The 23,702-nt window shown below is 73.0% G+C and carries 26 protein-coding genes; 15 read left to right on the top strand and 11 right to left on the bottom strand.

Translation table 11 applies throughout. The features are described 5' to 3' along the window. Positions 1–27 precede the first annotated feature (27 nt). Positions 28–621 (bottom strand): TIGR03086 family metal-binding protein, encoded by a 594-nt coding sequence (locus tag ABD140_RS14950; protein WP_344241059.1) that lies wholly within the window; start codon positions 619–621, stop codon positions 28–30. 166 nt (positions 622–787) lie between these two features. Here ABD140_RS14950 and ABD140_RS14955 point away from each other — a divergent pair, with 166 nt between their 5' ends. The 7 genes from ABD140_RS14955 (at position 788) to ABD140_RS14985 (ending at position 8,093) form a co-directional block, all read left to right on the top strand. After that, positions 788–2,095 (top strand): replication-associated recombination protein A, encoded by a 1,308-nt coding sequence (locus ABD140_RS14955; RefSeq protein ID WP_344241061.1) that lies wholly within the window; start codon positions 788–790, stop codon positions 2,093–2,095. Between the two features lie 133 nt (positions 2,096–2,228). Continuing rightward, positions 2,229–2,636, top strand: coding sequence for a DUF948 domain-containing protein (locus ABD140_RS14960; protein WP_344241063.1), 408 nt, complete (start codon positions 2,229–2,231; stop codon positions 2,634–2,636). After that, entirely contained in the window at positions 2,633–3,004 is a 372-nt protein-coding gene (locus ABD140_RS14965; protein ID WP_344241065.1) for a DUF6167 family protein, read from the top strand. The genes ABD140_RS14960 and ABD140_RS14965 overlap by 4 nt, the downstream gene beginning before the upstream one ends. After that, on the top strand, positions 2,991–5,660 hold the full coding sequence (gene alaS / locus ABD140_RS14970; RefSeq protein WP_344241067.1) for an alanine--tRNA ligase: 2,670 nt from the start codon (positions 2,991–2,993) through the stop codon (positions 5,658–5,660). Before ABD140_RS14965 ends, alaS begins: the two co-directional genes overlap by 14 nt. Next, on the top strand, positions 5,657–6,115 hold the full coding sequence (gene ruvX, locus ABD140_RS14975; RefSeq protein WP_344241069.1) for a Holliday junction resolvase RuvX: 459 nt from the start codon (positions 5,657–5,659) through the stop codon (positions 6,113–6,115). Before alaS ends, ruvX begins: the two co-directional genes overlap by 4 nt. After that, entirely contained in the window at positions 6,112–7,266 is a 1,155-nt protein-coding gene (mltG, locus tag ABD140_RS14980; RefSeq protein ID WP_344241071.1) for an endolytic transglycosylase MltG, read from the top strand. Before ruvX ends, mltG begins: the two co-directional genes overlap by 4 nt. Continuing rightward, positions 7,242–8,093: a shikimate dehydrogenase gene (locus ABD140_RS14985; RefSeq protein WP_344241073.1), complete on the top strand. Its 852-nt coding sequence runs from the start codon at positions 7,242–7,244 to the stop codon at positions 8,091–8,093. The genes mltG and ABD140_RS14985 overlap by 25 nt, the downstream gene beginning before the upstream one ends. A 34-nt stretch (positions 8,094–8,127) precedes the next feature. Here the strand turns inward: ABD140_RS14985 and ABD140_RS14990 are convergent, their stop codons facing one another. From ABD140_RS14990 to ABD140_RS15000, 3 genes are all read right to left on the bottom strand, one after another. Next, positions 8,128–9,123, bottom strand: a complete 996-nt coding sequence (locus tag ABD140_RS14990) for a hypothetical protein (RefSeq protein WP_344241075.1) — start codon at positions 9,121–9,123, stop codon at positions 8,128–8,130. 46 nt (positions 9,124–9,169) lie between these two features. Further along, complete coding sequence (locus tag ABD140_RS14995) at positions 9,170–10,084, bottom strand: WxL protein peptidoglycan domain-containing protein (RefSeq protein WP_344241077.1); 915 nt, start codon at positions 10,082–10,084, stop codon at positions 9,170–9,172. Positions 10,085–10,160: 76 nt separating this feature from the next. After that, positions 10,161–11,162 (bottom strand): WxL domain-containing protein, encoded by a 1,002-nt coding sequence (locus tag ABD140_RS15000; protein WP_344241079.1) that lies wholly within the window; start codon positions 11,160–11,162, stop codon positions 10,161–10,163. A gap of 97 nt (positions 11,163–11,259) precedes the next feature. Between ABD140_RS15000 and ABD140_RS15005 the strand changes: the two genes are divergently transcribed. Then, positions 11,260–11,565: a DUF2470 domain-containing protein gene (locus ABD140_RS15005; RefSeq protein WP_344241081.1), complete on the top strand. Its 306-nt coding sequence runs from the start codon at positions 11,260–11,262 to the stop codon at positions 11,563–11,565. 7 nt (positions 11,566–11,572) lie between these two features. Here the strand turns inward: ABD140_RS15005 and ABD140_RS15010 are convergent, their stop codons facing one another. Beyond that, the gene (locus tag ABD140_RS15010) at positions 11,573–12,352 is read right to left on the bottom strand and encodes a hypothetical protein (protein ID WP_344241083.1); all 780 of its coding nucleotides are present in this window, start codon (positions 12,350–12,352) and stop codon (positions 11,573–11,575) included. A gap of 122 nt (positions 12,353–12,474) precedes the next feature. On the opposite strand from ABD140_RS15010, the gene ABD140_RS15015 reads away from it, so the two are divergent. From ABD140_RS15015 to ABD140_RS15040, 6 genes are all read left to right on the top strand, one after another. Continuing rightward, positions 12,475–13,134, top strand: coding sequence for a biliverdin-producing heme oxygenase (locus ABD140_RS15015; RefSeq protein ID WP_344241085.1), 660 nt, complete (start codon positions 12,475–12,477; stop codon positions 13,132–13,134). Next, on the top strand, positions 13,131–13,724 hold the full coding sequence (locus ABD140_RS15020; protein WP_344241087.1) for a hypothetical protein: 594 nt from the start codon (positions 13,131–13,133) through the stop codon (positions 13,722–13,724). The genes ABD140_RS15015 and ABD140_RS15020 overlap by 4 nt, the downstream gene beginning before the upstream one ends. Further along, on the top strand, positions 13,721–14,746 hold the full coding sequence (locus ABD140_RS15025) for a heme/hemin ABC transporter substrate-binding protein (RefSeq protein ID WP_344241089.1): 1,026 nt from the start codon (positions 13,721–13,723) through the stop codon (positions 14,744–14,746). The genes ABD140_RS15020 and ABD140_RS15025 overlap by 4 nt, the downstream gene beginning before the upstream one ends. Then, on the top strand, positions 14,743–15,771 hold the full coding sequence (locus tag ABD140_RS15030) for a FecCD family ABC transporter permease (RefSeq protein WP_344241091.1): 1,029 nt from the start codon (positions 14,743–14,745) through the stop codon (positions 15,769–15,771). The genes ABD140_RS15025 and ABD140_RS15030 overlap by 4 nt, the downstream gene beginning before the upstream one ends. Beyond that, positions 15,768–16,574: a heme ABC transporter ATP-binding protein gene (locus ABD140_RS15035; protein ID WP_344241093.1), complete on the top strand. Its 807-nt coding sequence runs from the start codon at positions 15,768–15,770 to the stop codon at positions 16,572–16,574. The genes ABD140_RS15030 and ABD140_RS15035 overlap by 4 nt, the downstream gene beginning before the upstream one ends. Before the next feature lie 84 nt (positions 16,575–16,658). Continuing rightward, positions 16,659–17,762: a saccharopine dehydrogenase family protein gene (locus ABD140_RS15040; protein WP_344241095.1), complete on the top strand. Its 1,104-nt coding sequence runs from the start codon at positions 16,659–16,661 to the stop codon at positions 17,760–17,762. A gap of 3 nt (positions 17,763–17,765) precedes the next feature. Here ABD140_RS15040 and ABD140_RS15045 read toward each other — a convergent pair whose 3' ends face one another. After that, positions 17,766–18,752 carry a trypsin-like serine peptidase gene (locus ABD140_RS15045; protein ID WP_344241097.1) on the bottom strand — a complete coding sequence of 329 codons (987 nt, stop codon included), beginning with the start codon at positions 18,750–18,752 and terminating at the stop codon, positions 17,766–17,768. A gap of 187 nt (positions 18,753–18,939) precedes the next feature. On the opposite strand from ABD140_RS15045, the gene ABD140_RS15050 reads away from it, so the two are divergent. Then, positions 18,940–19,092 (top strand): hypothetical protein, encoded by a 153-nt coding sequence (locus ABD140_RS15050; RefSeq protein ID WP_344241099.1) that lies wholly within the window; start codon positions 18,940–18,942, stop codon positions 19,090–19,092. A gap of 9 nt (positions 19,093–19,101) precedes the next feature. On the opposite strand, the gene ABD140_RS15055 is transcribed toward ABD140_RS15050, so the two are convergent. From ABD140_RS15055 to ABD140_RS15075, 5 genes are all read right to left on the bottom strand, one after another. Further along, complete coding sequence (locus tag ABD140_RS15055; RefSeq protein WP_344241101.1) at positions 19,102–20,178, bottom strand: LLM class flavin-dependent oxidoreductase; 1,077 nt, start codon at positions 20,176–20,178, stop codon at positions 19,102–19,104. 22 nt (positions 20,179–20,200) lie between these two features. Next, positions 20,201–20,899, bottom strand: coding sequence for an ABC transporter ATP-binding protein (locus ABD140_RS15060; protein ID WP_344241103.1), 699 nt, complete (start codon positions 20,897–20,899; stop codon positions 20,201–20,203). A 63-nt stretch (positions 20,900–20,962) separates the two neighbouring features. Beyond that, entirely contained in the window at positions 20,963–21,991 is a 1,029-nt protein-coding gene (locus ABD140_RS15065) for a taurine ABC transporter substrate-binding protein (protein ID WP_344241105.1), read from the bottom strand. A 38-nt stretch (positions 21,992–22,029) separates the two neighbouring features. After that, on the bottom strand, positions 22,030–22,794 hold the full coding sequence (locus ABD140_RS15070) for an ABC transporter permease (RefSeq protein WP_344241107.1): 765 nt from the start codon (positions 22,792–22,794) through the stop codon (positions 22,030–22,032). Between the two features lie 124 nt (positions 22,795–22,918). Beyond that, complete coding sequence (locus tag ABD140_RS15075) at positions 22,919–23,602, bottom strand: YceI family protein (RefSeq protein WP_344241109.1); 684 nt, start codon at positions 23,600–23,602, stop codon at positions 22,919–22,921. Positions 23,603–23,702 lie beyond the last annotated feature (100 nt).

A 23,702-nucleotide genomic window follows, 5' to 3' on the forward strand; every position in this document is an offset into this window, starting at 1 on the left:
ACCCGCACGGCCCCAGGGCCGTGCGGGTCACTGCTTTCCCGGCGCCTCGGGGAAGGCGTCCTCGTCGCGGCCGAGGAAGGCCAGCAGCCGGGTGAGCTCGCCCGCGCCGCGCGGCGGCCGCAGCGCCGGGCCGATCAGGCCCTCCTTGCGCATGGTGGTGCCGATCACCTGGGCGGTGGCCGAGGCGCGGTGGACCAGGTCGGCGTCGAGCCGCACCGCCAGCCCGGCGGCGCGGGCCAGGTCCCAGGCGTGGACCAGCAGCTCCAGCACGTAGGTGTCCAGCAGGTCGCGCAGCGGCAGCTCGCCGAACCCGCCGAAGGGGATGGGCGTGGCCAGCGCCTCGGGGGTGAGGGCGGCGGCGCAGGCGGCCCTGGCCCGCCGCCAGGAGGCCACCGGGTCGCCGCCGGCCAGCCGCCCGGGGTCGTCCACGGCGTCCGGGGGCTCGGCGCGCCCGATCAGCGCGATGATCTCCAGCTGGCCGCCGATCACGTGCCCGAGCAGGTCCCGCGCGCTCCAGGCCGCGCAGGGGGAGGGCAGGTCCCAGGCGTCGGGGGGTACGCCGACGACGACGCCCTCGAACAGGTCGAGGGCGCGGTCGTATCCGCTGGGCTCCCGCGTCATGAAGGACAACGTCACTCCCGTCCCGGCCGCTCTGTCAACCACTACGCCTCTTCTGGACTGCCTCTGGACCGCGTTCGTCCGGGGGCGACCCCCCGGGCTCCCCGGGGAGAACTCGGACGATCCTCGCTTCGCTGCGGTCGTCCGGACTGCCGGATAGTGTCACCTTATGGACAGCTTGTTCGACGTGCCCGCGGAGGACGCGCAGAAGGCGAACGAGCCTCTGGCCGTGCGGATGCGCCCCCGGACCCTGGAGGAGGTGGTCGGGCAGGAGCACCTGACCGGCCCCGGCACGCCGATCAGGCAGCTCGTGGAGCGGGACGCGCCGATGTCGCTGGTGCTGTGGGGCCCGCCCGGCACCGGCAAGACCACCCTGGCCACGGTGATCAGCCAGGCCTCCCGGCGCCGGTTCGTGGAGATCTCCGCGGTCTCCGACGGGGTGAAGCAGGTCCGCGAGGCCATCGACCGCGCCAAGCGGGAGCTCGGCATGTCCGGCCGCCACACCCTGCTGTTCGTCGACGAGGTCCACCGCTTCAACAAGGCGCAGCAGGACGCCCTGCTGCCGGCGGTGGAGAACCGCTGGGTCTCGTTCATCGGCGCCACCACCGAGAACCCGTTCTTCTCGGTCAACAGCCCCCTGCTGTCCCGCTCGCTGCTGCTGACCCTCCAGCCCCTGGGCGACGAACAGGTGCGTACGGTCCTCAGACGCGCCCTGGCGGACGAACGGGGCATCCGGGCGGTCCTGACCGCCGACGCCGAGGACCACCTCGTCAGGCTCGCCGGAGGGGACGGACGGCGCTCCCTGACCTACCTGGAGGCCGCGGCCCTGGTCGCGGGCGACGGCGAGATCACCGTGGACGTGCTGGAGAAGGCGGTCGACCGGGCCGCCGTGCGCTACGACCGCGACGGCGACCAGCACTACGACGTGGTCAGCGCCTTCATCAAGAGCATCAGGGGCAGCGACGTGGACGCCGCCCTGCACTACCTGGCCCGGATGATCGTGGCGGGGGAGGACCCCAGGTTCATCGCCCGGCGGCTGATCGTCCACGCCAGCGAGGACGTCGGCATGGCCGATCCCACGGCCCTGCAGACGGCGGTGGCCGCGGCCAAGGCCGTCGAGCACGTCGGGCTGCCCGAGGCGCGGATCAACCTGGCCCAGGCGGTGATCCACCTGGCGCTGGCGCCCAAGTCCAACGCGGTGATCACCGCGATCGACGAGGCGATGGCGGACGTGCGGCGGGGCGCGGTGGGCCAGGTGCCCGGCCACCTGCGGGACGCCCACTACCGGGGCGCCGAGAAGCTCGGCCACGGCAAGGGCTACCTCTACGCCCACGACCACCCCGGCGGGGTCGTCGCCCAGCAGTACGCCCCCGACGAGCTGGTCGACCGGCGCTACTACCGCCCCACCAGGCACGGAGCGGAAACCCGGTGGACCGAGGTGCTGGAGCGTATTAGAACGGTTCTCCGAGGCCGTTAGGCTGGAGACGGTTCGGCGCCCGGAAGCCGGGTCGCCTTCTGAGCAGCCCGCACGCGATAAGGTCCGTGGAATACGGGCTTCGACCCGGCTCGCCCCGCGCGGGGGCTCGACGAATCCTGATTGGAAGACCCGGATGCTCACTGGTGGACAGCTCGCAGGTCTCATCATCGCCGTCTTCTGGGCGATCCTGGTGGCCTTCCTGACGCTGGTGCTGCTGCGGCTGTCCCGGCTGCTGAAGGAGACGACCGAGCTCGTCGCCGAGCTCGGGGACCGGGCCGCCCCGCTGCTGGACGACCTCGCCCGCACGGTGGACCAGGCCGGCGAGCAGCTCGACCGCACCGACGTGATCACCAAGCAGATGGCGGGCGTCACCCAGAACGTCTCGGCGGTCACCACCGTGATGACCTCGGTGGTCAGCGGGCCGCTGGTGAAGGCCGCGGCGTTCTCCTACGGAGTGCGCAAGGCGCTCAGCCGCCCGGCGGCGCCCGAGGCTCCGGCGCGGCTCCGGCTGCCGGCCCAGCGCAAGGGAGGCCGCCGGTGAAGCGGATCTTCTGGCTCACGGTGGGCGCGGGCACCGCCCTGTACGCCCAGCGCAGGGCGATGCGCTTCGCCCGCAGCCTCACCCCGGAGAACCTCGCGGTCCGCGCCGTGGAGAACGCGGTGAAGACCGGGAGCACCACCGGCGAGCGGCTGCGCGCCTTCGCCGAGGAGGTGCGCGAGCACATGGCCGAGCGCGAGGCCGAGCTGCACGAGGCCATCCGGCTGGACCAGGAGCCCCCGGTGGACCCCCGCCGGGACAGGCCGATCCGGATCCTGCAGGCACGGCCCGTGGAGACCCGCGAGCTGCGCGCCATCGACCACAACGACGACCACGACGACATCAAGGACGGAACACATGGAGTCGGCTGAGATCGCCCGCCGATACCTGCGGTACTTCGAGCAGAACGGGCACACCATCGTGCCCTCGGCGAGCCTCATCGCCGAGGACCCGACGCTGCTGCTGGTGCCCGCCGGCATGGTTCCGTTCAAGCCCTACTTCCTGGCCCAGCGCACCCCGCCGGCGCCGCGCATGACCAGCTGCCAGAAGTGCGTGCGGACCCCGGACATCGAGGAGGTCGGCCGGACCACCCGGCACGCCACCTTCTTCCAGATGCTGGGCAACTTCTCCATCGGCGACTACTTCAAGGAGCAGGCGATCCCCTTCGCCTGGGAGCTCCTCACCCGGTCGCAGTCCGACGGCGGCTTCGGCTTCCCCGAGGAGAGGCTCTGGGTCACCGTCCTGCACGACGACGACGAGTCCGCCGAGATCTGGCACAAGAACGTCGGCGTCCCGATGGACCGCATCCAGCGCCGCGGCCTGGCCGACAACTTCTGGCACATGGGCGTGCCCGGACCGGGCGGCCCCTGCTCGGAGATCTACTACGACCGCGGCCCCGAGCACGGGCGCGAGGGCGGTCCCGAGGCCGACGAGGACCGCTACCTCGAGGTCTGGAACCTGGTCTTCATGCAGTACCAGCTGAGCCAGGTGCGCAGCAAGGTCGACTTCGACATCGCGGGCGACCTGCCGGCGAAGAACATCGACACCGGCATGGGCCTGGAGCGCATGGCCGCGCTGCTGCAGGGCGTCGACAACATCTACGAGACCGACACGATGTGGAAGGTCCTCGACCGGGCGGCGCAGCTGACCGAGACGCGCTACGGCGCGAACGAGACCGACGACGTGTCGCTGCGCGTGGTGGCCGACCACGTGCGCTCGGGCATGATGCTGGTCGCCGACGGCATCATCCCCTCCAACGAGGGCCGCGGCTACGTCCTGCGCCGCATCCTGCGCCGGGCCGTGCGCAAGCTGCGGCTGCTGGGCGGCCAGGAGCGCGGGATGCTGCACGAGCTGACCGCCACCGCGATCGGCGCGATGGGCGAGCAGTACCCCGAGCTCATCCGCACCGCCGCCAACATCCACACCGTGATCGACGCGGAGGAGGAGAGCTTCTCCCGCACCCTGCGCACCGGTGAGAACATCTTCGACGTCGCGGTGAAGGAGTCCCGCGCCTCGGGCCGCGAGGTCGTGGGCGGCGCCGACGCCTTCAAGCTGCACGACACCTACGGCTTCCCGATCGAGCTCACCCTGGAGATGGCGGCCGAGCAGGGCCTGTCCGTCGACGAGGAGGGCTTCCGCCGCCTCATGACCGAGCAGCGCGAGCGGGCCAAGCGCGACGCCCAGGAGAAGAAGACCGGCAACGCCGACGTCTCGGTGCTGGGCGACCTGCTGGAGCGCACCGGCGGGACCGTGGACTTCCTGGGCTACCGGGACTTCACCGCCGAGGCGCGGGCCGTGGGCATCCTGGTCAACGGCGCCAACGTCGTGGAGGCGCCCGAGGGCACCGACGTCGAGGTCGTGCTGGACCGCACGCCCTTCTACGCCGAGGGCGGCGGCCAGCTCGCCGACCACGGGGTGATCCGCTTCCTGGGCGGCGCCGAGGTCGAGGTCACCGACGTGCAGTCGCCGCTGACCGGCCTCATCGTGCACCGCGGGAGGGTGCGCTCGGGCGTGGCCCGCTCCGGCGACACCGTGCTGGCCGAGATCGACGTGACCCGCCGCCAGGCCATCTCCCGCTCGCACACCGCCACGCACATGGTCCACAAGGGCTTCCGCGCGGCGCTGGGCGAGTCGGCGGCGCAGGCGGGCTCGGAGAACTCCCCGGGCCGCTTCCGCTTCGACTTCACCGCCTCCGGCGCGGTCCCGGTCTCGGTGCTGCGCGACGTCGAGGACGAGGTCAACGAGGTGCTCATCAACGACCTGGAGGTCAGGGCGTTCACCACCAGCCAGACCGAGGCGGTGGCGATGGGCGCGATGGCGCTGTTCGGCGAGAAGTACGGCGACGAGGTGCGGGTCGTGGAGGTCGGCGACTACTCCCGCGAGCTGTGCGGCGGCACCCACGTGGGCAGCTCGGGCCAGCTCGGCCTGATCAAGCTGATGAGCGAGTCCTCCATCGGCGCCGGGGTGCGCCGCGTCGAGGCGCTGGTGGGCCTGGACGCCTTCCGCTTCCTGGCCCGCGAGAGCGTGCTGGTCTCCCAGCTCGCCGACCAGGTCAAGGCGCGCCGCGAGGAGCTGCCCGAGCGCGTCCTGGGCCTGGTGACCAGGCTGCGCGAGGCCGAGAAGGACCTGGAGCGCCTGCGCGCCGAGCAGGTGCTGGCCGCCTCCGCGGGCCTGGCCCAGGGCGCCAAGGACGTCGGCGGCATCGCGTTCGTGGGGCACCGCGCCCCCGACGGCACCGGCGCCGACGACCTGCGCAAGCTCGCGATCGACGTGCGCTCCCGGATCCAGGACCGGCCCTCCGTCGTCATGATCACCGGTGTGCCCAAGGACCGTCCGGTCGTGGTCGTCGCGGTCGACGAGCGCGCCCGCGAGCGGGGCCGCAAGGCCGGGAAGCTGGTCTCGCTGGCGGCCAAGGTGCTGGGCGGCGGCGGTGGCGGCAAGGACGACCTGGCCCAGGGCGGCGGCGCCGACCCCGCCAAGATCGCCGAGGCGCTGCACGTGGTGGAACACGCGGTGGGCTCGGAGTGAGGCAGGGTGTACGGCTGGCCGTCGATGTGGGCAGTGTGCGGATAGGCGTGGCCCGCAGCGACCCGGCCGGCATCCTGGCGACCCCCTTGGAGACCGTGCGCGCCGGCCGGGGCGCTGTGGCGAGGATCCTCGCCCTGGCCGCCGAGCACGAGGTGCTGGAGATCATCGTCGGGCTGCCGACGAACCTGTCCGGGCGGGAGGGGCAGGCCGCCGCGTCGGCCCGCGCCTTCGCCCGGCGATTGGCAGTGAAACTCCCCTTGGGTACGGTACGTCTCTATGACGAACGTCTCACGACCGTGACCGCGGCCAGCGGCCTGCGGGCCGGAGGCACCAAGGCCAAGAACCAGCGCGGCGTCATCGACCAGGCCGCCGCTGCGGTGCTGCTGCAGGCCGCGCTGGATTCCGAGCGGCTCACCGGCAACCCGCCGGGCGCGCCGGTCAAGGGGAAAGATTGAGCGACACCGACTTCTGGGACGCGGACCGGACCCGGGACGACAATCCGGTGGTCCGCTCGGACGGCGGCCGCCGCAGGCGGCGCGAGAAGCAGAAGAAGCGCGAACGCAAGCGCAGGGGGAGCGGCGCGGCCGCGATGGCCTCGCTGCTCTTCCTCCTCGTCGTGGTCGGCGGCGGCGGCTACTTCGGCTACACCGAGCTGAAGGCGTACATGCGGCCGCCGGACTACACGGGGGAAGGCGGCGGCAAGGTCACGGTCGAGGTGAAGTCGGGTGAGTCCACCTCCGCCATCGCCGCCACCCTGGAGCGGGCCCAGGTCGTCAAGTCCGCCAAGGCGTTCGTCAACGCGGCCAAGGACGAGCCGGAGGTCCAGTCGATCCAGCCCGGCTTCTACCTGATGCGCCGGCACATGTCGGCGGAGGCGGCGGTGGCGCTCATCCTCAGCCCCGAGGCGCGCTCCGGGGTGATCGACGTGCCCGAGGGCCTGTGGGCCTCGGAGATCTACCAGCGGCTGTCGAAGGTCACGAAGATCCCGGTCTCGTCGTTCAAGAAGGTCGACCCCGACGAGCTCGGTCTGCCCGCGGCGGCCAAGGGGAAGGTCGAGGGCTACCTGTTCCCCGGCCGGTACGACCTGCCGCCGGACGCCACGGCCCAGCAGCTGCTGAAGATGATGGTCGACAGGTTCCGCCAGGAGATCAAGAAGGTCGAGCTCGCCGACGGGGCCGAGAAGCAGGGCCGGACGGTCAGCGAGATCATGGTGATCGCCAGCATGGTCCAGGCCGAGGCCGGCAAGCCCGAGGACCAGCGCAAGATCGCCCGGGTCGTCTACAACCGCCTCAAGGCCGACACGTACCTGAAGTTCGACACCCCGGTCATGTACGCGCACGGCGAGCGGACCATCGACGTGCGGTACGGGCACCTGGACATCGACTCCCCCTACAATGTGTACGAGCACCTCGGCCTGCCGCCGGGCCCGATCAGCAATCCCGGTCTCGAGGCGATCAGGGCGGCGATCAATCCCCAGCCCGGCAAGTGGATGTTCTTCGTCGCCACCGACCCGGAGAACCACATCACCGAGTTCGGGGTGACCGAGGAAGACTTCGCCCGGCTGAAGAAGAAATTCGACAAGTGGCTCGAGAAGAATCGCGACTGACCCGCCGTGCCGCCGTGCTCGGCTCGCCCATCCGGCACTCGCTCTCACCGGTCCTGCACCGTGCCGCCTACGCGGCACTGGGGCTGGCGGAGTGGGAGTACGAGGCGCACGAGTGCGCCGAGGACGGCCTGGCCGGCTTCCTGGCCGGGCCGTGGGCCGGGCTGTCCCTGACGATGCCGCTGAAGCGCACCGCGCTGAGGCTGGCGGACGAGTGCAGCGACCTGGCGGTGAAGGTCGGCGGCGCCAACACCCTCGTGCCGCGCGACGGCCGCTGGATCGCCGACAACACCGACGTGCACGGCATCGTGGCGGCCCTGGCCGAGGGCGGGGTGCGCGAGCTGGACGAGCTCGTCGTCCTGGGCGGCGGCGCCACGGCGGCGTCCATGCTCGCCGCGGCGGCGCGGCTCGGCGCGCGCCGGGCGGTCCTGGCCGTCCGCACCCCCGCCCGGGCGGCCGAGACGGCCGAGGTGGGCGAGCGCTTCGGCCTCGCGGTGAAGACCGTCCCCCTGGCGGAGCTGCCCGGCCTGCTGGACACCGGCCTGGTGGTCTCCACCCTCCCCGGCGAGGGCGCGCTGCCCTTCACCGGCCCGGTGGCCGAGGCGGACGTGCCGGTCTTCGACGTGGTCTACTCGCCGTGGCCCACCCCGCTGGCCCGCGCCGTCCTGGCGCGCGGCGGCAGGGTCCTCAGCGGCTACGCGATGCTGCTGCACCAGGCGGTCCGCCAGGTGGAGCTGATGACCGGCCGCACCGACGTGCCGGTGGAGGCGATGCGCGCGGCGGGCGAGGCGGAGCTGGCCCGCCGCCTGCGCGCGGACGGCCCCGCCTGAGGGCGGTCCGCGTGCCGCCCGGTCCGGCGCCGCCTCAGTCCGGGTAGGTCCGCAGGGCTGTCGTGGCAGCGGTCGTGGACTCGTCGTCCGGCGTCCGCCCATCGGAGACCGGCGCCTCCTCCTTCACGGGCGCCCCGTCCTTCACGGGAGCCCCGTCGACCCGCAGCAGGACCTCGCCGGAGCAGTGCGGGCAGGTGAGGCTCACGCCGCCGACGGCGCGGACGGGAGCCGGCTCCTCGGGTCGGCGGCGCAGGTCGCGGACGGTGCGGGCGCCGACGAACAGCAGGCCGAGCGCGGGCCACGTCCAGGGGTAGGAGGAGGTCTCGGCGGTGAAGGACACCTCCCCGGCCAGTCCCTCGATGTGCCCGGTCACCTGGTAGTCGCCCAGGGCCGGGGGGCCGAAGCGGACCGGCACCCGGTAGGTGCGCTCCTCGCCGGGGGCCAGGGTGCCCAGGGCGGGGGCGGTCAGGATGCCGGTCGGGTCGGGGGAGCGGCCGGCCATGAGCGTCACCGGGGCGTCGGTCACCGCGACCTCGCCGTCGTTGCGCACGGTGTAGACGAGCGTGCGCTCGGCCGCCCCGCCCAGCCAGGCCGCGGTGAGGCCGCCGCCCTCCAGCGCGATCCGGGTCACGGCCAGCGAGGGCGCCTGGGGCGCGGCCTTGTCGCGTTCGGCCCGGGTGAGGGTGCCCGCGCCCCTGACGGTGAGGGGGGCGGTCCGGGGGGTGCCGCCGCCGACCGGGCGCACCGACACCACGCAGGGGCAGCCCACGGGCGGTCTCACCACGGTCAGCAGGACGTTCCCGGTGCCCTGCGCGCCCACGTGGGTGGTGGCGGAGGAGGCGACCGCGCAGTCGGCGCTGCCGCGCCGCCCCTCGTTGCCGCACAGTTCGACCGCCACGTTCCCGCTCGGCCAGCCGGAGAGGCGCACGGCCACCGTCTGCCCGATCCGCACCTCGTCGCGGTCGAGCTCGACCGTCGCTCCCGGGGCCTGCGCGGGGGCCAGCGCCAGGGCCAGCAGGAGGGTCTTCACGCTTTCACCATCTCAGTCGGTCGCTTCCGGATGCGTCGGGCCGGTACTAGCGGCGGGCGGGCCTGCGGCGGCGCGCCAGCAGCAGGAGGAAGAGGGCGAGGACGCCGAGCCCGGTCCAGGGCACCATCCACAGGCCGGAGGTGCGGGTGCTCAGCGCGGGGCCGGACGGCGACACCCCGCCCGGGTCGGTGGGGGTGAGCCGTACCGCCGCCTGCATGGGGCCGGCGGGCAGCACTCCGGAGACGGTGTCGGTGAACGTGTAGGAGGACCCGGGCAGCAGCTCGGGGATCTCCCGCTCGGCGGGGGAGCCCTGCGGCCAGTCCAGGGGGCCGTGGACGTAGACGCGCGCGTCTCCCGCCAGCCGCACGTTGCCGTTGTTGCGCACCCGGTAGGTGACCTTGACGGTGCGCTTGCCCAGCACGGGCCCGGAGTGGTCGGCCGAGATGCGGTCGACCTGGAGGGAGGAGGTGAGGGGGCCGGCGACCCGCAGATGGACACGGGCGGCGACACGGCGGTCGACGTTGAGGCGCCGGCCGTCGGAGGTCGTCTCCTGTTCGGTGACCGCGGCCAGGACGCCGCCGCTGTGGTCGCCGGGCGTGGCGTTGGCCGGGACCTTCAGAGTGAAGGGCACGTCCACCCGCTTGCCGGGCTTGACCGTCAGCGTGGACTTCTCCAGGGAGATCCAGGTCCCGACGTCCACGGGCTGCCTGTCGGCGGTGAGCAGGGCGAAGGAGCCGTCTCCGGTGTTGAAGGCGTCGGTGGCGTACAGCCGGAAGGTGAGCTTGCGGTCGCTGCGGTTGGTGATGCCGACGGTGTCGCGGACCTGCCGGCCGGGCGTCGCGGTGTAGGTGAAGTAGTCGCGGCCGGTGGGGCCCTGGGGACCGGACGGCTGGACCGACCAGCTGAAGTCGGAGGCGGGGGCCAGCGCCAGGCTCGCGGCCAGGATCCAGGGGGTCAACATGGGACGTGCTCCGGGGAGAATGGGGGGACACGGGATGAGGGCGTCGTCATCGGCCTCATCCCGTGCCCGGTCCTGCTTAGGAGAGGGTCAGGGTCAGGGTGCCGGTGTAGGTGCCGTCGGCGGCGCCCGCCGGGACCTTCAGGTCCAGGGCGGCGCCGAGGTCGAAGACCCCGCCGCTGAGCCCGCCCTCGGCCGAGCCGAGGGTGCGCGCCTGGTCGAGTCCGGTGACCGCCGGGCCGGGGACGGCCCGGCCCTGGGAGCCGTCGCCCGCGGTGGCGGCGCTGGGCGCCCAGGACAGGTTGGCGCCGGGGATGGTGCGGCCCTCGGCCGAGGAGAAGTCCCCGACCTGGCCGACCAGGCTCCAGCCGGCGTCGGTGCCGCGGGTGTCGGTGACCGTGACGGTGTTGAGGTCGCCCGTGGCGTTGCCGCCCCGGGACGCCGAGCCGAGCTTGACGTTCGTGCCGGCGACCGACAGGGAGAGGGAGCCGCCCTGGCCGACCTCGGCGGTGATGGTCTGCTCGGCGGTGGAGCCGCCGTTCCCGGGCTCGCCGGGCTCACCGGGCTCGGTCGGGTCCGTCGGGTCCGTCGGGTCGGTGGGGTCGACCGGGTCGGTGGTGCCCTGCCCGGTGAACTTCACCGGGACGAAGGTGTCCTGGCTGCGGTCGGTGGAGCCGTGCGCGGCGAAGGTGAGGACGTAGCACTGGGTCTTCAGGCAGTCGACGGCGTTGCCGTTGCCGTCGGTGTAGGAGGCCGAGATGTCCAGCGTGGTGGAGAACGTGCCGTCGGCCTTGAGGGTGTCCTGTCCGGCGGACGGGGTGGCGCCCGTGCGCACCCACTTGGTCTTCTGGTAGTTGCCGGCGTTGGTGTGGTAGTCGGCGGACTTGGGCCCGAAGGCCACGTAGACGCCCAGGGCGTTGGCGGTGAAGCCGGAGCCGTTGACGGTCAGGGTCTGCCCGGCGGGGGCCGCACCGGTCGCGGGGCTGACGGTGAGTTCCGGACCGGCGGCCAGCGCGGGGGAGGACAGGCCGAAGACGGCCAGGCCCGTGCCCACCAGGACGGGGAGTGCGCGGTTGCGCATGGTGCTCCTTCGATCGTGCGTGAGTTAGGTAAGCCTTACCTAACCCTCGTGCGGTACCGTAGCGGGTTCGTGCCGTATACGCCAGAAAGGCCCCGTTATGTCTGACCTCCCCTTCGGTCCTGAGGCCGTCGCCGCCATCGCCGCGCACATGAACGGCGACCACGCCGAGGACAACGTGCTCATCTGCCGCGCGCTGGGCGGCGTCGAGGCCGTCAGCGCGGTGAACACCGGCCTGGACGCCGAGGCGATCGTCTTCGAGGCGGTGCTCGCCGACGGCGCGCGGCGCGAGGTCCGCGTGCCCTGGAGCGAGCCGCTGAAGGACCGCGTCCAGGTGCGGCACGAGGTGGTGCGCATGTATCAGGAGGCCTGCGCGGCGCTCGGGGTGGCACCGCGCGGGCACTGACCCCGCCTCATCGCCGGGCGGGCCGGCGGCGGGTGAACGCGCGAGCGGCGAAGCCGAGGACGAAGACGGCGCCGACGGCGGTCCAGAACGGCCAGGCGGGTGCGGCGTCGGAGGAGGAGATGGTCCTCGCCTCCACCTCTTCGGCCGCCGCGAGCGCGGGAGCGCCGGCGCCGTCCACGGGGGTGCCGTCCGTCGGCGCGCTGCCCGCCGTGGTCCGGGCCGTCTTCGCCGGGCTCGGGGAGGCGCTGGCGGACGGGGCGGCGGCCGCCTTGGAGGGCTTGGCCCCGCCGTCTCCGTCGTCCGCGGCGGGGACCCCCTTGAAGGTCAGCGGGGTGGAGGTGTCCTGGCTGCGGTCGGGCGAGCCGTGCGCGGCGAAGGTGAGGATGTAGCACGGGGTCTTCAGGCAGTCGACGGCGTCGCCGTTGCCGTCGGTGTAGCGCGCCTTCACCGACAGGGTGGTGCTGAAGGAGCCGTCCTTGGCCAGGGCCGCCTGGCCGGGACCGGCGCCCCCGCCCTTCACGTGGACCCAGCGCGCCGCGCCGAAGGCGTTCGCGTCCTGGGAGAAGTTCGCCTTCTTCGGTCCGAAGACCACATAGATGCCGAAGCCGTTGTTGCCCGCGGCGTCGAAGCCCGAGCCGCTGACGGTGACGGTCGCTCCCGCGGCGGTCAGGCTGCCGGCGGGGGTGACGCGGACGGAGGCCGCCGCGGCGGGGGTGGCGGTGGCGACCGTCAGGCCGAGGGCCGAGCCGAGCACGAGGGCCGCCGCCTGACTGCGCGTGGATTTCATGCGGGTCCGATCAGTTAGGTAAGGCTAACCTATTTTTTCTTAGGTGAGCCTAAGCTAAGGTACTCCCCAATGTGGATCAACTGGTCAAACAGTCCAAACTGCGACAAAGGAGTAGTGTCCGAATGACCCGTCCCTCAGGGGAGACCTTCTCCACCGTGCTCCGGCAGGCGAGCGTCCAGGACCATGCCGACGCGGAGACCAACGGCTACATGAGCGACCTCATGGACGGGAACCTCCCCCTCTCGGCGTACGCCGCGCTGACCGCCCGCCTGCACCCGGTCTACGCCGCGCTGGAGGAGGCGGCCGAGGCGATGCGGGACCATCCGGTCGCCGGCCGGTTCGTCTTCGCCGAGCTCGTGCGCAAGCCCGCGCTGGAGGCCGATCTCGCCGAGCTCCTGGGAGCCGGATGGGCCGAGCGGGTCGAGGAGTCGCCCGCCGCGCAGGTGTACGCCGCGCGCATCCGCGAGGTCGCCTTCACCTGGTCCGGCGGTTTCCTCGCCCACCACTACGTGCGCTACATGGGCGACCTGTCCGGCGGCCAGATCATCGGCCGCATGGTGGAGCGGGCCTACGACCTGAAGGACGGCAAGGGCACCAGCTTCTACCGCTTCGCGGACCTGAAGGCCAAGCCCTTCAAGGACGCCTACCGCGTGCTCATCGACGAGGCGCCCTTCGACGCCGAGGAGCAGCGGCGCATCATCGGCGAGGTGAAGCTCGCCTACCGGCTCAACACCGCCATCTTCGACGAGCTCGGCGCGGTGGACTGGAGCGCCGCCGCATGAGGCGCGCACCGCTCCTGCTCCTGCCCGCCCTCCTGGCCGGCGTCGCGGCGACCGGCACCGCGTACGCCGAGGGCGCCAGTGCCAAGGGCGCCCAGGGCCAGACCCTGACCGTCTCCAGCGCAAGCCTGAGCGACGGCGACACCATCACCGTCACCGGCTCGGGCTTCGACGAGACCAAGGGCGTCTACGTCGCGCTGTGCCGCGACCCCGGGCCCGGCCGGCCGGCCACCCCCTGCGGCGGCGGAGCCGACACCTCGGGAACGGGCGGCGGCTCGCAGTGGGTCTCCTCCAACCCGCCCCCGTACGGGCGGGAGCTGGCCATCGCCTACGGCGAGGGCGGCACGTTCGAGGTGAAGCTGGCCGCCACGCGCAAGATCGGCGACTTCGACTGCGCCGAGGTCGAGTGCTCGGTCGTCACCCGCGCCGACCACACCCGCGGCTCGGACCGCTCCCAGGACGTGCGCGTGCCCGTGGAGTTCGGCGGCTCGGGCGACGGGCCCCTGGTGATCGGCGGATCGGTCGCGGCGGCGGTCGTCGTGCTGGGCGCGGGAGGACTCCTGCTCGCCCGCAGGCGCAAGGCGGCGGCATGACGCTCATCCGGTGGAGCGCGGCACTGGTCGCCGCCGCGCTCCTGGCCGGAGGCTGCGGGGGGCGGGCGGCGGAGCCGCGGACGGCGGGGAACGACCCCTACGCCCACTGCGGCCCCTCCTCCGCGACGAGCACGGCCGAGGACGTCGAGCCGGTCGCACCCGACGCCGATCCCGTTCTGCCGGCCACCGTGCGGTCGGCGGACGGGACGAGCGTCACCGTCGAGGACACCAGCCGCATCCTCGCGCTCAACCTCTACGGCTCGCTCGCCGAGATCGTCTTCAGCCTCGGCCTGGGCGACCGCGTGGTCGGCCGGGACGCCTCCACCACCTTCCCCGCCGCCGCGGCCAAGCCGCTGGTGACCACCCAGGGGCACGACCTGTCGGCCGAGGCGATCCTCGGCCTCGACCCCACCGTCGTGCTCGCCGACTCCAGCATCGGACCGGCCGAGGTGCTGACCCAGCTCCGGCAGTCGGGCGTGCCCGTGGTCATGGTCGACGCCGAGCAGACGCTGGAGCGGATCGACGACCACATCACCGCCGTCGCCGAGGCGCTGGGCGTGCCCGAGGCGGGGCGGAAGCTCAACGAGAGGGTCGCCGCGCAGATCGACGCCGCTCGCCCGAAGGGCACCGCCGCCGCCCCGCTGCGGATCGCGTTCCTCTACCTCCGGGGCACGGCGGGCGTCTACCTCATGGGCGGCCGCGGCGCGGGCTCGGACGCGATGATCGAGGCGATCGGCGCCGAGGACGCGGGCAGCGCCCTGGGACTGAAGGGGTTCCGCCCGCTGACCAGCGAGGGGCTCATCAACGCCGCGCCCGACGTCATCCTCGTGCTGAGCTCGGGCCTGGAGTCGGTCGGCGGCGTCGACGGACTGCTGAGGCTGCCGGGCGTCGCCCAGACCCCGGCCGGGCAGAACCGGCGCGTCGTGGACGCCGGGGACGGTTCGCTGCTGACCTTCGGCGCGCGCACCGGATCGACCATCGAGGCGCTGGCCGGCGCGGTGTACCGGACCTGCGCGTCATGAGGGGCACGGCACTCCTGGCGGGCCTGACCGGAGCGCTGGTCCTGCTGTGCCTGCTGGCGGCGGGCAGCGGGCAGGTCGACATCCCGCCCGCGCAGGTCGTCGGCTCGCTGCTGCACCGGCTCGGGATCGACGCCGGACCGCTGCCGGAGGCGGCGCAGGGCGAGAACACCCTGTGGGTGGTGCGCTTCCCCCGCGTGGTGCTGGCCGCCGCCACCGGAGCGGCGCTGGGCTGCGCCGGCGCCCTCATGCAGGGCGTCTTCGGCAACCCGCTGGCCGAGCCCGGCGTCATCGGCGTCTCCTCGGGCGCGGCCGTGGGCGCGGCCGCCGTCATCGTGCTGGGCCTGACCGGGCTGGGCGGCTGGACGGTCGTCGCGCTGGCGTTCGTCTGCGGCCTGCTCACCACGCTGCTGGTGTACGTGATGTCACGTTCCAACGGACGGACCGAGGTGGTGACGCTGCTGCTGACCGGCATCGCCGTCAACGCCGTCTCGACCGCGCTGCTGGGCCTGCTGCTGTTCATGTCGAGCAACGACGCGCTGCGCGCCATCACCTCCTGGCAGCTGGGCAGCCTGGCGGGCGCGACCTGGGAGTCGGTCGCGGTCGTCGCCCCGCCGGCGGTCGCCGGCTGCGCGATCGCGTGCGCGTACGCCCGGAAGCTGGACCTGCTGGCGCTGGGCGAGCGCAGCGCCCGGCACCTGGGCGTCGACGTCGAGCGGCTGCGGTTCCACGGCATCGTGCTCATCGCGCTGCTCACCTCCGCCGCGGTCGCCTTCAGCGGCATCATCGCCTTCGTCGGCCTGGTCGTGCCGCACCTCGTCCGGATGGTCGCCGGACCGGGGCACCGGGTGCTGCTGCCGGCCAGCGCGCTGGGCGGCGCCGCCCTGCTGGTCGCGGCCGACCTCGTCGCCCGCACCGCACTCGACTACCAGGAGCTTCCCTTGGGCGTCCTCACCTCCGTCGTCGGCGGGCCGTTCTTCTTCTGGCTGCTGCGCCGTACGCGTGCCGAGTCGGGGGGCTGGGGATGAACCCGCTGCGCAGGAACCCGGTGCTGCTGCCCGGTTCCGGGGTCGACCTGCGGATGCGGGGGGTGAACGTCCGGCGCGGCGGGCGCGCCGTGCTGGAGGGCGTGGACCTGGACGTGCGGCCGGGGGAGGTGCTGGCGCTGGTCGGTCCGAACGGCGCGGGCAAGTCCACCCTGCTGGCCGCGGTGTGCGGGGACCTGGAGGCCGGGGGCGAGATCGTCCTCGACGGGCGGCCCGCGGTGTCGTGGCGCCCGGTGGAGCTGGCGATGCGCCGGGCGTTCCTCACCCAGAGCCACGCGCTGGCGTTCTCCTTCACGGTGGCGGAGGTGGTGCGCATGGGCAGGGCGCCCTGGGCGGGCACCCCGCTGGAGGACGAGGACGACGAGGCGGTGGCGCAGGCGATGCGCGACACCGACGTGACGGCGTTCGCCGAACGGCCCTACCCGTCGCTGTCGGGGGGCGAGCAGGCGCGGGTGGCGCTGGCGCGGGTGCTGGCCCAGCGGACCCCGGTGATCCTGCTGGACGAGCCGACGGCGGCACTGGACATCCGGCACCAGGAGCTGGTCTTCACCGTGGCGCGCGCCAGGGCCGCCGAGGGCAGGGCCGTCGTCGCGGTGGTGCACGACCTGGCGCTGGCCGCCGCGCACGCCGACCGGGTGGCGGTGCTGGCGGGCGGGCGGCTGGCGGCGTGCGGGGAGCCGGAGGAGGTGCTGACCGCGGCGTTGTTGTCGGAGGTCTACGAGCACCCGATCGAGGTGCTGCCGCATCCTCGCGGCGGCAGGCCGCTGATCCTGCCCGTCCGTTAAGGAGAAGGGCGCTTCGGGCTACTTGAGCGGTAGTTGATAGATATTGTGTCAATAGATGTGGGGGAAATGGGGAAGGAACGTCGCATGGAGCGTGAGCGGGAGTACGACGTGGTCCTCTACGGGGCTACCGGTTTCACCGGAGGACTGACCGCGGAGTACCTCGCCGGGCACGCGGGGAAGACCCGGTGGGCGCTGGCCGGGCGCGACCGCGCCAAGCTGGAGGCGGTGCGCGAGCGGCTCGGCGTGGACGTCCCGCTGCTGCACGCCGACTCCGAGGACCCCGCGTCCCTGGAGGAGCTGGCCCTGAGCGCCCGGCTCGTCATCTCCACCGTCGGGCCCTACCTGAAGTACGGCGAACCGCTGGTCGAGGCGTGCGCCGAGAACGGCACCGACTACATCGACCTCACCGGCGAACCGGCGTTCGTCGACCTCATGTACGTGCGCCACCACCACCGCGCCGTGGAGTCGGGCGCGCGCCTGGTGCACGCGTGCGGCTTCGACTCCATCCCGCACGACCTGGGCGCGTTCTTCACCGTCCAGCAGCTGCCCGAGGGCGTGCCGCTGCGCGTCGAGGGATTCGTCAGCGCCAGCGGCAGCGCCTCGGGCGGCACCATCGCCTCGGCCAAGGGCGTCATCTTCGACCCCCTCACCGGGCTGCGCGCCGCGCGGGCGCGTTCGCGCATGGAGCCGATGCCCGAAGGCCGCCGCGCCCGGATCGCCCGCAACCCCCTGCCGCACACCCGGCTGCGCGGCGGATTCGCCGTCCCGCTGCCCACCCTCGACCCGCAGGTGGTCGTCCGCAGCGCACGGGCGCTGGAGCGGTACGGGCCGGACTTCACCTACGGGCATTTCCTCGCGCTCACCCGGAACGGGAGCCTCGGCGGAGACGGCGGGCTGCGCGAGATGCTGCGGCAGAAGCCGGGCGACGGACCTTCGGCGGAGCAGCGCGCGCGCAACTGGTTCCGGGTGCGCTTCCACGGCGAGGGCGGCGGCCGGTCGGTCAACACCGAGGTGGCCGGAGGCGACCCCGGCTACACCGAGACCGCCAAGATGCTCGCGGAGTCCGCGCTGTGCCTGCTGCACGACGACCTGCCGGAGACCTCCGGACAGGTCACCACGGCGCAGGCCATGGGGCAGGCGCTGATCGACCGCCTTCAGCGGGCGGGGCTCACCTTCCGGGTGCTGTAGTCCTCACCGCACGCGCACGAGGTCCTGGGCGGGCGGCGCCTCCTGGAGCGGCGTCCGCACCTTGCGGATCTTGAAGAAGAGCTCCTTGGTCCGCTTGTCGAAGACCGGGCTGTGGAGCCTGGTCCCGCCCTTGAGGCCGAAGCTCACCACCCCCACGATCCGCCCGTACCCGGATTTCTTCACGTCGGTGACGAGCGGTCCGCCGCTCGCCCCGTGGGACAGGTTGCACTTCAGCGTGTGGAACCTGCCCACGTCGTACACGACGGAGCCGGTCCGGCCCTTGCACATGCGCAGGACGCTGCCGCCCTCGGGGTAGTCCTTCTCGTGCGGGGAGTACTGGGCGGCGTACCCGTACGCCCGCAGCCACATCCGCTTCTTCTTCGCGTCGAAGCGCAGGCTCTGCCCCTTCGTCCGCTTCTGGAGGGTGCCCGAGTCCTGCCGGGCCACCGCGAGGAAGGCGTAGTCGTACGCGTGGTCGGCGCGGCTGGTCCACGGCGACCACATCAGCGCCCGGTACCCGTTCCACAGCCCGTGGGGGGCGGTCTCCCGGTCCAGGTCCGGCGCGAACACCACGGACTCGGCGTACCAGCCGTCCTCCGGGCTCTCCAGGCAGTGCGCGGCGGTGAGCAGGACGCTGCCGTTGCCCTCGCCCTTCTCGGGATAGGCGGTGTTGACGACCGTGCCGGTGCAGCTGGACACCTGCCCCTGCGCGTCGGTCATGTAGAGGCGGCCGATCTGCTTGAGCGGCGCCTTGCGGTGGCCCTGGGCGACCACGGCCTTGGCGACCGGAGAGACCTTGCCGGGCCGGGGCTTCGCCTGCCGCAGGGGCAGGTCGCGCGCGTTGGCCTCGGCCCGGCGCATCCGCGCGGCCGTCCATTCCCCCGGCTGCCCGAAGCTCCGGGACACCGGTGCGGGGGCGGGTTCCGCCAGGGCGGGAGCGGCGGGCAGCACGCCGGCGGCGAGCAGGAGGGCGGCGGGGAACGTCGTCATGCGGGCGACGGGATGCAAAGTTCCTCCGGAACCAGGGGGATTAAGTATTTAGTTAACATTTTTACATTTCCTCACCCTTACGGCGCAGGATTACGGTCCAGTAGCGTTCATTGACACCCGGGGGTGACGTCCGTCACCGTGGAGTCGTCGGGGGAAGCCGAAGGACCCGAGTCGAAGGAGACCGACGATGACCGGACGCAGGATCCTCACCGGTGTCGCCGGAGCCGCCGCCTTCGCGGCGCTGACCGGAGTGGCGGTGGGCATCGCCGGAGTGGGCACGGCCCGCGGCGACGCCGCGGACTGGAGCGACCACGACGTCTTCGCCGACGTGGACGACTGAGCCGCCGGCTCAGACCGCCGCCGGGGCCAGCCTCGGCACGATGTTCTCGCCGACCCGGTACGCCTCCTCCAGATGGGGCCAGCCGGACAGGATGAACTCCTCTATGCCGAGTTCGGCGTACTCGCGCAGCAGCCCGGCGACCTCCTCGTAGGAGCCGACGAGCGCGGTGCCCGAGCCCTCGCGCACCAGGCCCACCCCCGCCCACAGGCCGGGCGAGATCTCCAGGTCCCGGGTGTCGCCGCCGTGCAGCTCGGTCATGGCGCGCTGGGCGACGGAGTCGTAGCGGGCGAAGCGCCGCTGCGCCGCCTCGATCCGCGCCGGGTCCATGCCCGCCAGCAGCCGGTCGGCCGCCGCCCACGCCTCGGCCGAGGTGTCGCGGGCGATCACGTGCACCCGCAGGCCGACCCGCAGCGTCCGGCCCAGCGCGGCGGCGCCCTCCTTGAGCCGCGCCACCTTGCCGGCGACCGCCGACGGCGGCTCGCCCCAGGTGAGCGCGGTGTCCACGTGCCGTGCGGCGACGCGCTCGGCGGCGGGGGAGGAGCCGCCGAAGTACAGCTCCGGCACCTGCTCCAGCGGCTCGCGCAGACCCCCGCCCTCGATGCGGTAGTGCTCGCCCGCGTGGTCGAACGGCACCCCGGTGAAGCTGCGCTTCAGCACGTCCAGGAACTCGTCGGTGCGGGCGTAGCGGGCGTCGTGGTCGAGGAAGTCGCCGTAGGAGCGCTGCTCGACGGGGTCGCCGCCGGTGACGACGTTGAGCGCCAGCCGCCCCCCGGAGACCTCCTGGAAGGCCTGCGCCTGCTGGGCCAGCAGGGTCGGCAGGGCGAAGCCGGGCCGGAACGCCACGAGCATCTTGACGCGCTCGGTGTGCTGGGCGACCGCCGAGCACACGATCCACGGGTCGGGGCAGCCCGCGCCGACGGGGGTGAGCACCGCCTCGAACCCGGCGTCCTCGGCGGCCCGCGCCACCTGCGACAGGTAGCGCACGCTCGCGGGCCGGTCGGACGACAGGCCGCGGTCGGTGTCCATGATGGCGGCGCGGACGCCGCTGCCGTCACCGGTCGTCGGTAGGAACCAGTGGAAGCGCATCGGAGGTGCTCCTTCTTCGCGATCAGGCCGCGGCGTCCCGGACGGCCGCGGCGACTTCCTCACGCAGCGTGAGGAAGGACGGATGGGTGTGCGGGTCCGCGGCGCGGGGCAGCTCGGAGGAGCGGTCCAGCGCGATGCGGCCGGGCCGCCTGCTGAGCACGAGGATCCGGGTGCCCAGGAAGACCGCCTCGTCGACGCTGTGCGTGACGAACAGGACGGTCTTGCCGGTGGCCTGCCAGATCCGGCGGATCTCCTCCTGGAGCCGCTCGCGGGTGAGCGCGTCGAGCGCCGCGAACGGCTCGTCCATGAGCAGGATCGCCGGGTCGGGCGCCAGCGCGCGGGCGATGGCCGCCCGCTGCTGCATCCCGCCGGACAGCTCGTACGGGCGGCGCGCGGCGGCGTCGCCCAGGCCGACGAGCTCCAGCAGCTCCGCCGACCTGCCCTTGCGCTCGGCCTTGGGGACGCCGGTCGTGCGCAGGCCGAACTCCACGTTGCGGCGCACGTTCAGCCACGGGAAGAGCCGGGGCTGCTGGAAGACCACGCCCCGGTCGGGGCCCGGCCCGGCGACCGGCGCCCCGTCCACGAGCACCGCGCCCTCGGTGGGCGGGGCGAACCCCGCGACGAGCCGCAGCAGGGTGCTCTTGCCGCAGCCGGAGGGCCCGACGATGACGACGAACTCCCCCGCCGCGATCCGGGCGTCCACCGGGCCGAGCGCGAGCACCCGGTCGCGGCGCCCCCGTAGGCGAGGGAGACGCCGCTCAGCTCCACCGCGGGCGTGGCGGACTCAGCCACCGAACGCCTCGGCGAGCGCGTCGTGGGCCAGCGCCTTCTGGAAGGCGGTCAGCTCGGGCACCGCGTCCACGTTGCCCTGCGTCTGCAGGAACTCGGCGGTGCTGCGCAGGGTCTGCGCCAGTGCGCCCGGCGCCGCGGGAGTGCCGAGGTGGTCGGCGCCCTGCTGCTCCTCGCCGTCGAGCAGGACGAGCTGGTCGATCTGCCGTCCGGCCTCCTCGGGGGAGAGGTTGAGCTGGCGTCCGACGGCGGCGGACGCGGCGGCCTTGTCCTGGCGGACGAGCTTCACGGCGCGGTCCTGCTGCCGCAGCCAGGTGGTCAGCGCCTCGGGGTAGGTGTCGGCGAACTCGGTGCGCACCACCGCGAGGTCGGCGGTCACCTTGCCCTTGGCGGCCAGCTCCTTGCTGGTGACGAGGGTCCTGCCGTCCTTCTGCAGCTCGCCCAGCACCGGCGTCCACACGTAGGCGGCGTCGATGTCGCCGCGCGTCCAGGCCGCCTGGATGTCCTGCGGTTCGAGGTCGACGAGGCTGACGTCGCCCTCCTTCAGCCCGGCGTCCTGCAGCGCGGCCAGCAGGCTGTAGTGGGTGGTGGAGGAGAACGGCGCGGCGATCTTCTTGCCCTTGAGCCCGGCCACGGAGTCGGCGTCCCTGGCCACCAGCGCCTCGTTCTCGCCGATGACGTCGAAGATCCACGGCACCTTGTAGGCGATGTTCAGCGGCGCGGAGAGCCCCCGGCTGACCGGGCTGCTGCCGGCCAGGCCGATGTCCACCGACCCCGCGATGACCGCGGTGTTGACGTCGCCGCCCGAGTCGAACTTCGACCAGGTGATCTTCGTGTCGGGCAGCGCCTCCTCCAGCCACTTCTGGTCCTTGACGATGAGGTCGCCGTTGGGGATGAGCTGGTAGGCGATGCGCAGCTCCTGGGGAGAGCCGTCGGGGTTGGCGCCGCCGGAGCCGTCGGCGGAGGAGCAGGCGGTCAGCCCGAGGAGGAGGGAGGCGGCCGCGGCCAGCGACTTCAGTTTCACGGTGGTGCTTCTTTCGAGGGGTGTGGTGGGGGAGGGGGTCAGGCCCGGCCGCGCCAGGGCACGAGCCTGCGTTCGGTGAGCTGGAGGAGGCCGTCGATGAGGAGCCCGGAGGCGCCGATGACCAGCAGCCCGAGCACCACGACGTCCGACTGGTTGTAGCGCTGGGCGTCGCGGATCATGCCGCCGATGCCGGGCACCCCGTTGACGGTCTCGGCCGCCACGACGGTGGTGTAGGCGACGCCGACCGCGACCCGGATGCCGGTCATGAGCTCGGGCAGCGCCGATGGAAGGACGATGAGGAAGGGGATCTGGCGGCGGCTGGCCCCCAGCGAGCGCGCGGCGTGCACGTAGTCCTCGTGCACGCCGCGCACCGCGTCGGCGGTGGCGACCGCGACCGGCGGCAGCGCCGCGACGAACAGCAGTACGACCTTGGGCGTCTCGTCGATGCCGAACCAGATGATGAGGAGGCTGAAGTAGGCGAGGGGAGGCAGCGTGCGCACGAACGTCACCAGCGGCCCGAGCAGCGCCCGCACCGTGGGGACCAGCCCGATCAGCAGGCCGACGGCGACGCCGCCGAGGACGCCGTAGAGGCTGCCGAGCAGGATGCGCCGCAGGCTGATGCCCAGGTGCTCCCACAGCGGGTGGCCGGCGTACCCGTCCCGCCAGGTCTCGATGAGGCTGTTCCACACCGACGAGGGCTTCGGGACGAAGACCTCGGACCAGATCCCGGCGGCCGCCACCGCCCACCACAGGGCGAGGAGGGCCAGGACCCCGCCCGCGCGGAGTGCGAAGGCTCGTAGCACCGTTTCTCCCTACTAAACCAATCAAACCGGTAGGAAAAGACTGTACGGGTTCGCCGTGCCTCCGCGCAACGCGGACGGCCCGCGCACCGGGGTGGGGGCGCGGGCCGTGCGGCGGCGGGAGGGGTCAGCGGGTGAACTTGAGCAGGAACTCCACCTGGCCGTCGTCCTCGACCTCGATGCCGGGGAAGCTGGGGTTGTCGATGCCGTAGTCGGTGAAGACCACCGGGATCCGCCCGCTCACCTCGAAGGCGTCGGCGGCGGTGCGGGAGGCTGTCACCTTGAAGGCGACCTCCTTGCGCTGCCCCTTGAGGGTCAGCTCGCCGGTGGCCTCGGCCTCGACCTTGGCGCCCACGGCGGGGACGGAGCCGAGCGCGATGGGCTCGGTCAGGGTGAACGTGGAGGTCGGATGGGCGGCGGTGTCCATGATGCGGCCGTTGAACTGGCCGTCCCGCCGCGCCTCGTCGCTCTTGACGCTCGCCATGTCGACGGTGAAGGAGCCCTCGCTCACCGACGCGCCGGAGATCGTCAGGTCGCCCGTGACCTGGGAGGTGCGGCCCACGGCCTCCACGTCCTGGCCGAACAGCACCTCCTTGACGCGGTAGCCGGCCTGGGAGCCGGGGCCGACCTTCCAGGCGCCGTCCGCGGGGGCGGCCTCGCCGGCGGCGGCGCTCGGCGGGGCGGTGCCGACGCTCAGCTCCTCGGGCGCGTCGCTCGCGACGAACTGGGTGTAGATGAAGGGCGCCACGACGAACGCCAGCAGCAGGGCGGCGATGCCGCCGATGATCCATGCCTTCGGGGAGCGGCTCATGGTGTGGTCTCGTCTCCGTCCGCGCGGGGGATTTACTTGAGCTTTCAAGCAATATCTTGAAGGTTCAAGTATAAGAAGCGGATAAGAGCCGATCCCTTAC

The sequence above is a fragment of the Actinocorallia libanotica genome (genome assembly GCF_039525175.1).
In the GTDB taxonomy this organism is placed as follows: Bacteria; Actinomycetota; Actinomycetes; order Streptosporangiales; family Streptosporangiaceae; genus Actinocorallia; species Actinocorallia libanotica.

What these genes read in the sequence shown, in the direction of transcription:
- ABD140_RS14950 (WP_344241059.1), bottom strand. Translation starts at nt 621, where the DNA reads ATGACGCGGGAGCCCAGCGGATACGACCGCGCCCTCGACCTGTTCGAG.
- ABD140_RS14955 (WP_344241061.1), top strand. Translation starts at nt 788, where the DNA reads ATGGACAGCTTGTTCGACGTGCCCGCGGAGGACGCGCAGAAGGCGAAC.
- ABD140_RS14960 (WP_344241063.1), top strand. Translation starts at nt 2,229, where the DNA reads ATGCTCACTGGTGGACAGCTCGCAGGTCTCATCATCGCCGTCTTCTGG.
- alaS (WP_344241067.1), top strand. Translation starts at nt 2,991, where the DNA reads ATGGAGTCGGCTGAGATCGCCCGCCGATACCTGCGGTACTTCGAGCAG.
- ABD140_RS14995 (WP_344241077.1), bottom strand. Translation starts at nt 10,084, where the DNA reads ATGTTGACCCCCTGGATCCTGGCCGCGAGCCTGGCGCTGGCCCCCGCC.
- ABD140_RS15000 (WP_344241079.1), bottom strand. Translation starts at nt 11,162, where the DNA reads ATGCGCAACCGCGCACTCCCCGTCCTGGTGGGCACGGGCCTGGCCGTC.
- ABD140_RS15005 (WP_344241081.1), top strand. Translation starts at nt 11,260, where the DNA reads ATGTCTGACCTCCCCTTCGGTCCTGAGGCCGTCGCCGCCATCGCCGCG.
- ABD140_RS15010 (WP_344241083.1), bottom strand. Translation starts at nt 12,352, where the DNA reads ATGAAATCCACGCGCAGTCAGGCGGCGGCCCTCGTGCTCGGCTCGGCC.
- ABD140_RS15015 (WP_344241085.1), top strand. Translation starts at nt 12,475, where the DNA reads ATGACCCGTCCCTCAGGGGAGACCTTCTCCACCGTGCTCCGGCAGGCG.
- ABD140_RS15020 (WP_344241087.1), top strand. Translation starts at nt 13,131, where the DNA reads ATGAGGCGCGCACCGCTCCTGCTCCTGCCCGCCCTCCTGGCCGGCGTC.
- ABD140_RS15025 (WP_344241089.1), top strand. Translation starts at nt 13,721, where the DNA reads ATGACGCTCATCCGGTGGAGCGCGGCACTGGTCGCCGCCGCGCTCCTG.
- ABD140_RS15030 (WP_344241091.1), top strand. Translation starts at nt 14,743, where the DNA reads ATGAGGGGCACGGCACTCCTGGCGGGCCTGACCGGAGCGCTGGTCCTG.
- ABD140_RS15035 (WP_344241093.1), top strand. Translation starts at nt 15,768, where the DNA reads ATGAACCCGCTGCGCAGGAACCCGGTGCTGCTGCCCGGTTCCGGGGTC.
- ABD140_RS15040 (WP_344241095.1), top strand. Translation starts at nt 16,659, where the DNA reads ATGGAGCGTGAGCGGGAGTACGACGTGGTCCTCTACGGGGCTACCGGT.
- ABD140_RS15045 (WP_344241097.1), bottom strand. Translation starts at nt 18,752, where the DNA reads ATGACGACGTTCCCCGCCGCCCTCCTGCTCGCCGCCGGCGTGCTGCCC.
- ABD140_RS15050 (WP_344241099.1), top strand. Translation starts at nt 18,940, where the DNA reads ATGACCGGACGCAGGATCCTCACCGGTGTCGCCGGAGCCGCCGCCTTC.
- ABD140_RS15055 (WP_344241101.1), bottom strand. Translation starts at nt 20,178, where the DNA reads ATGCGCTTCCACTGGTTCCTACCGACGACCGGTGACGGCAGCGGCGTC.
- ABD140_RS15075 (WP_344241109.1), bottom strand. Translation starts at nt 23,602, where the DNA reads ATGAGCCGCTCCCCGAAGGCATGGATCATCGGCGGCATCGCCGCCCTG.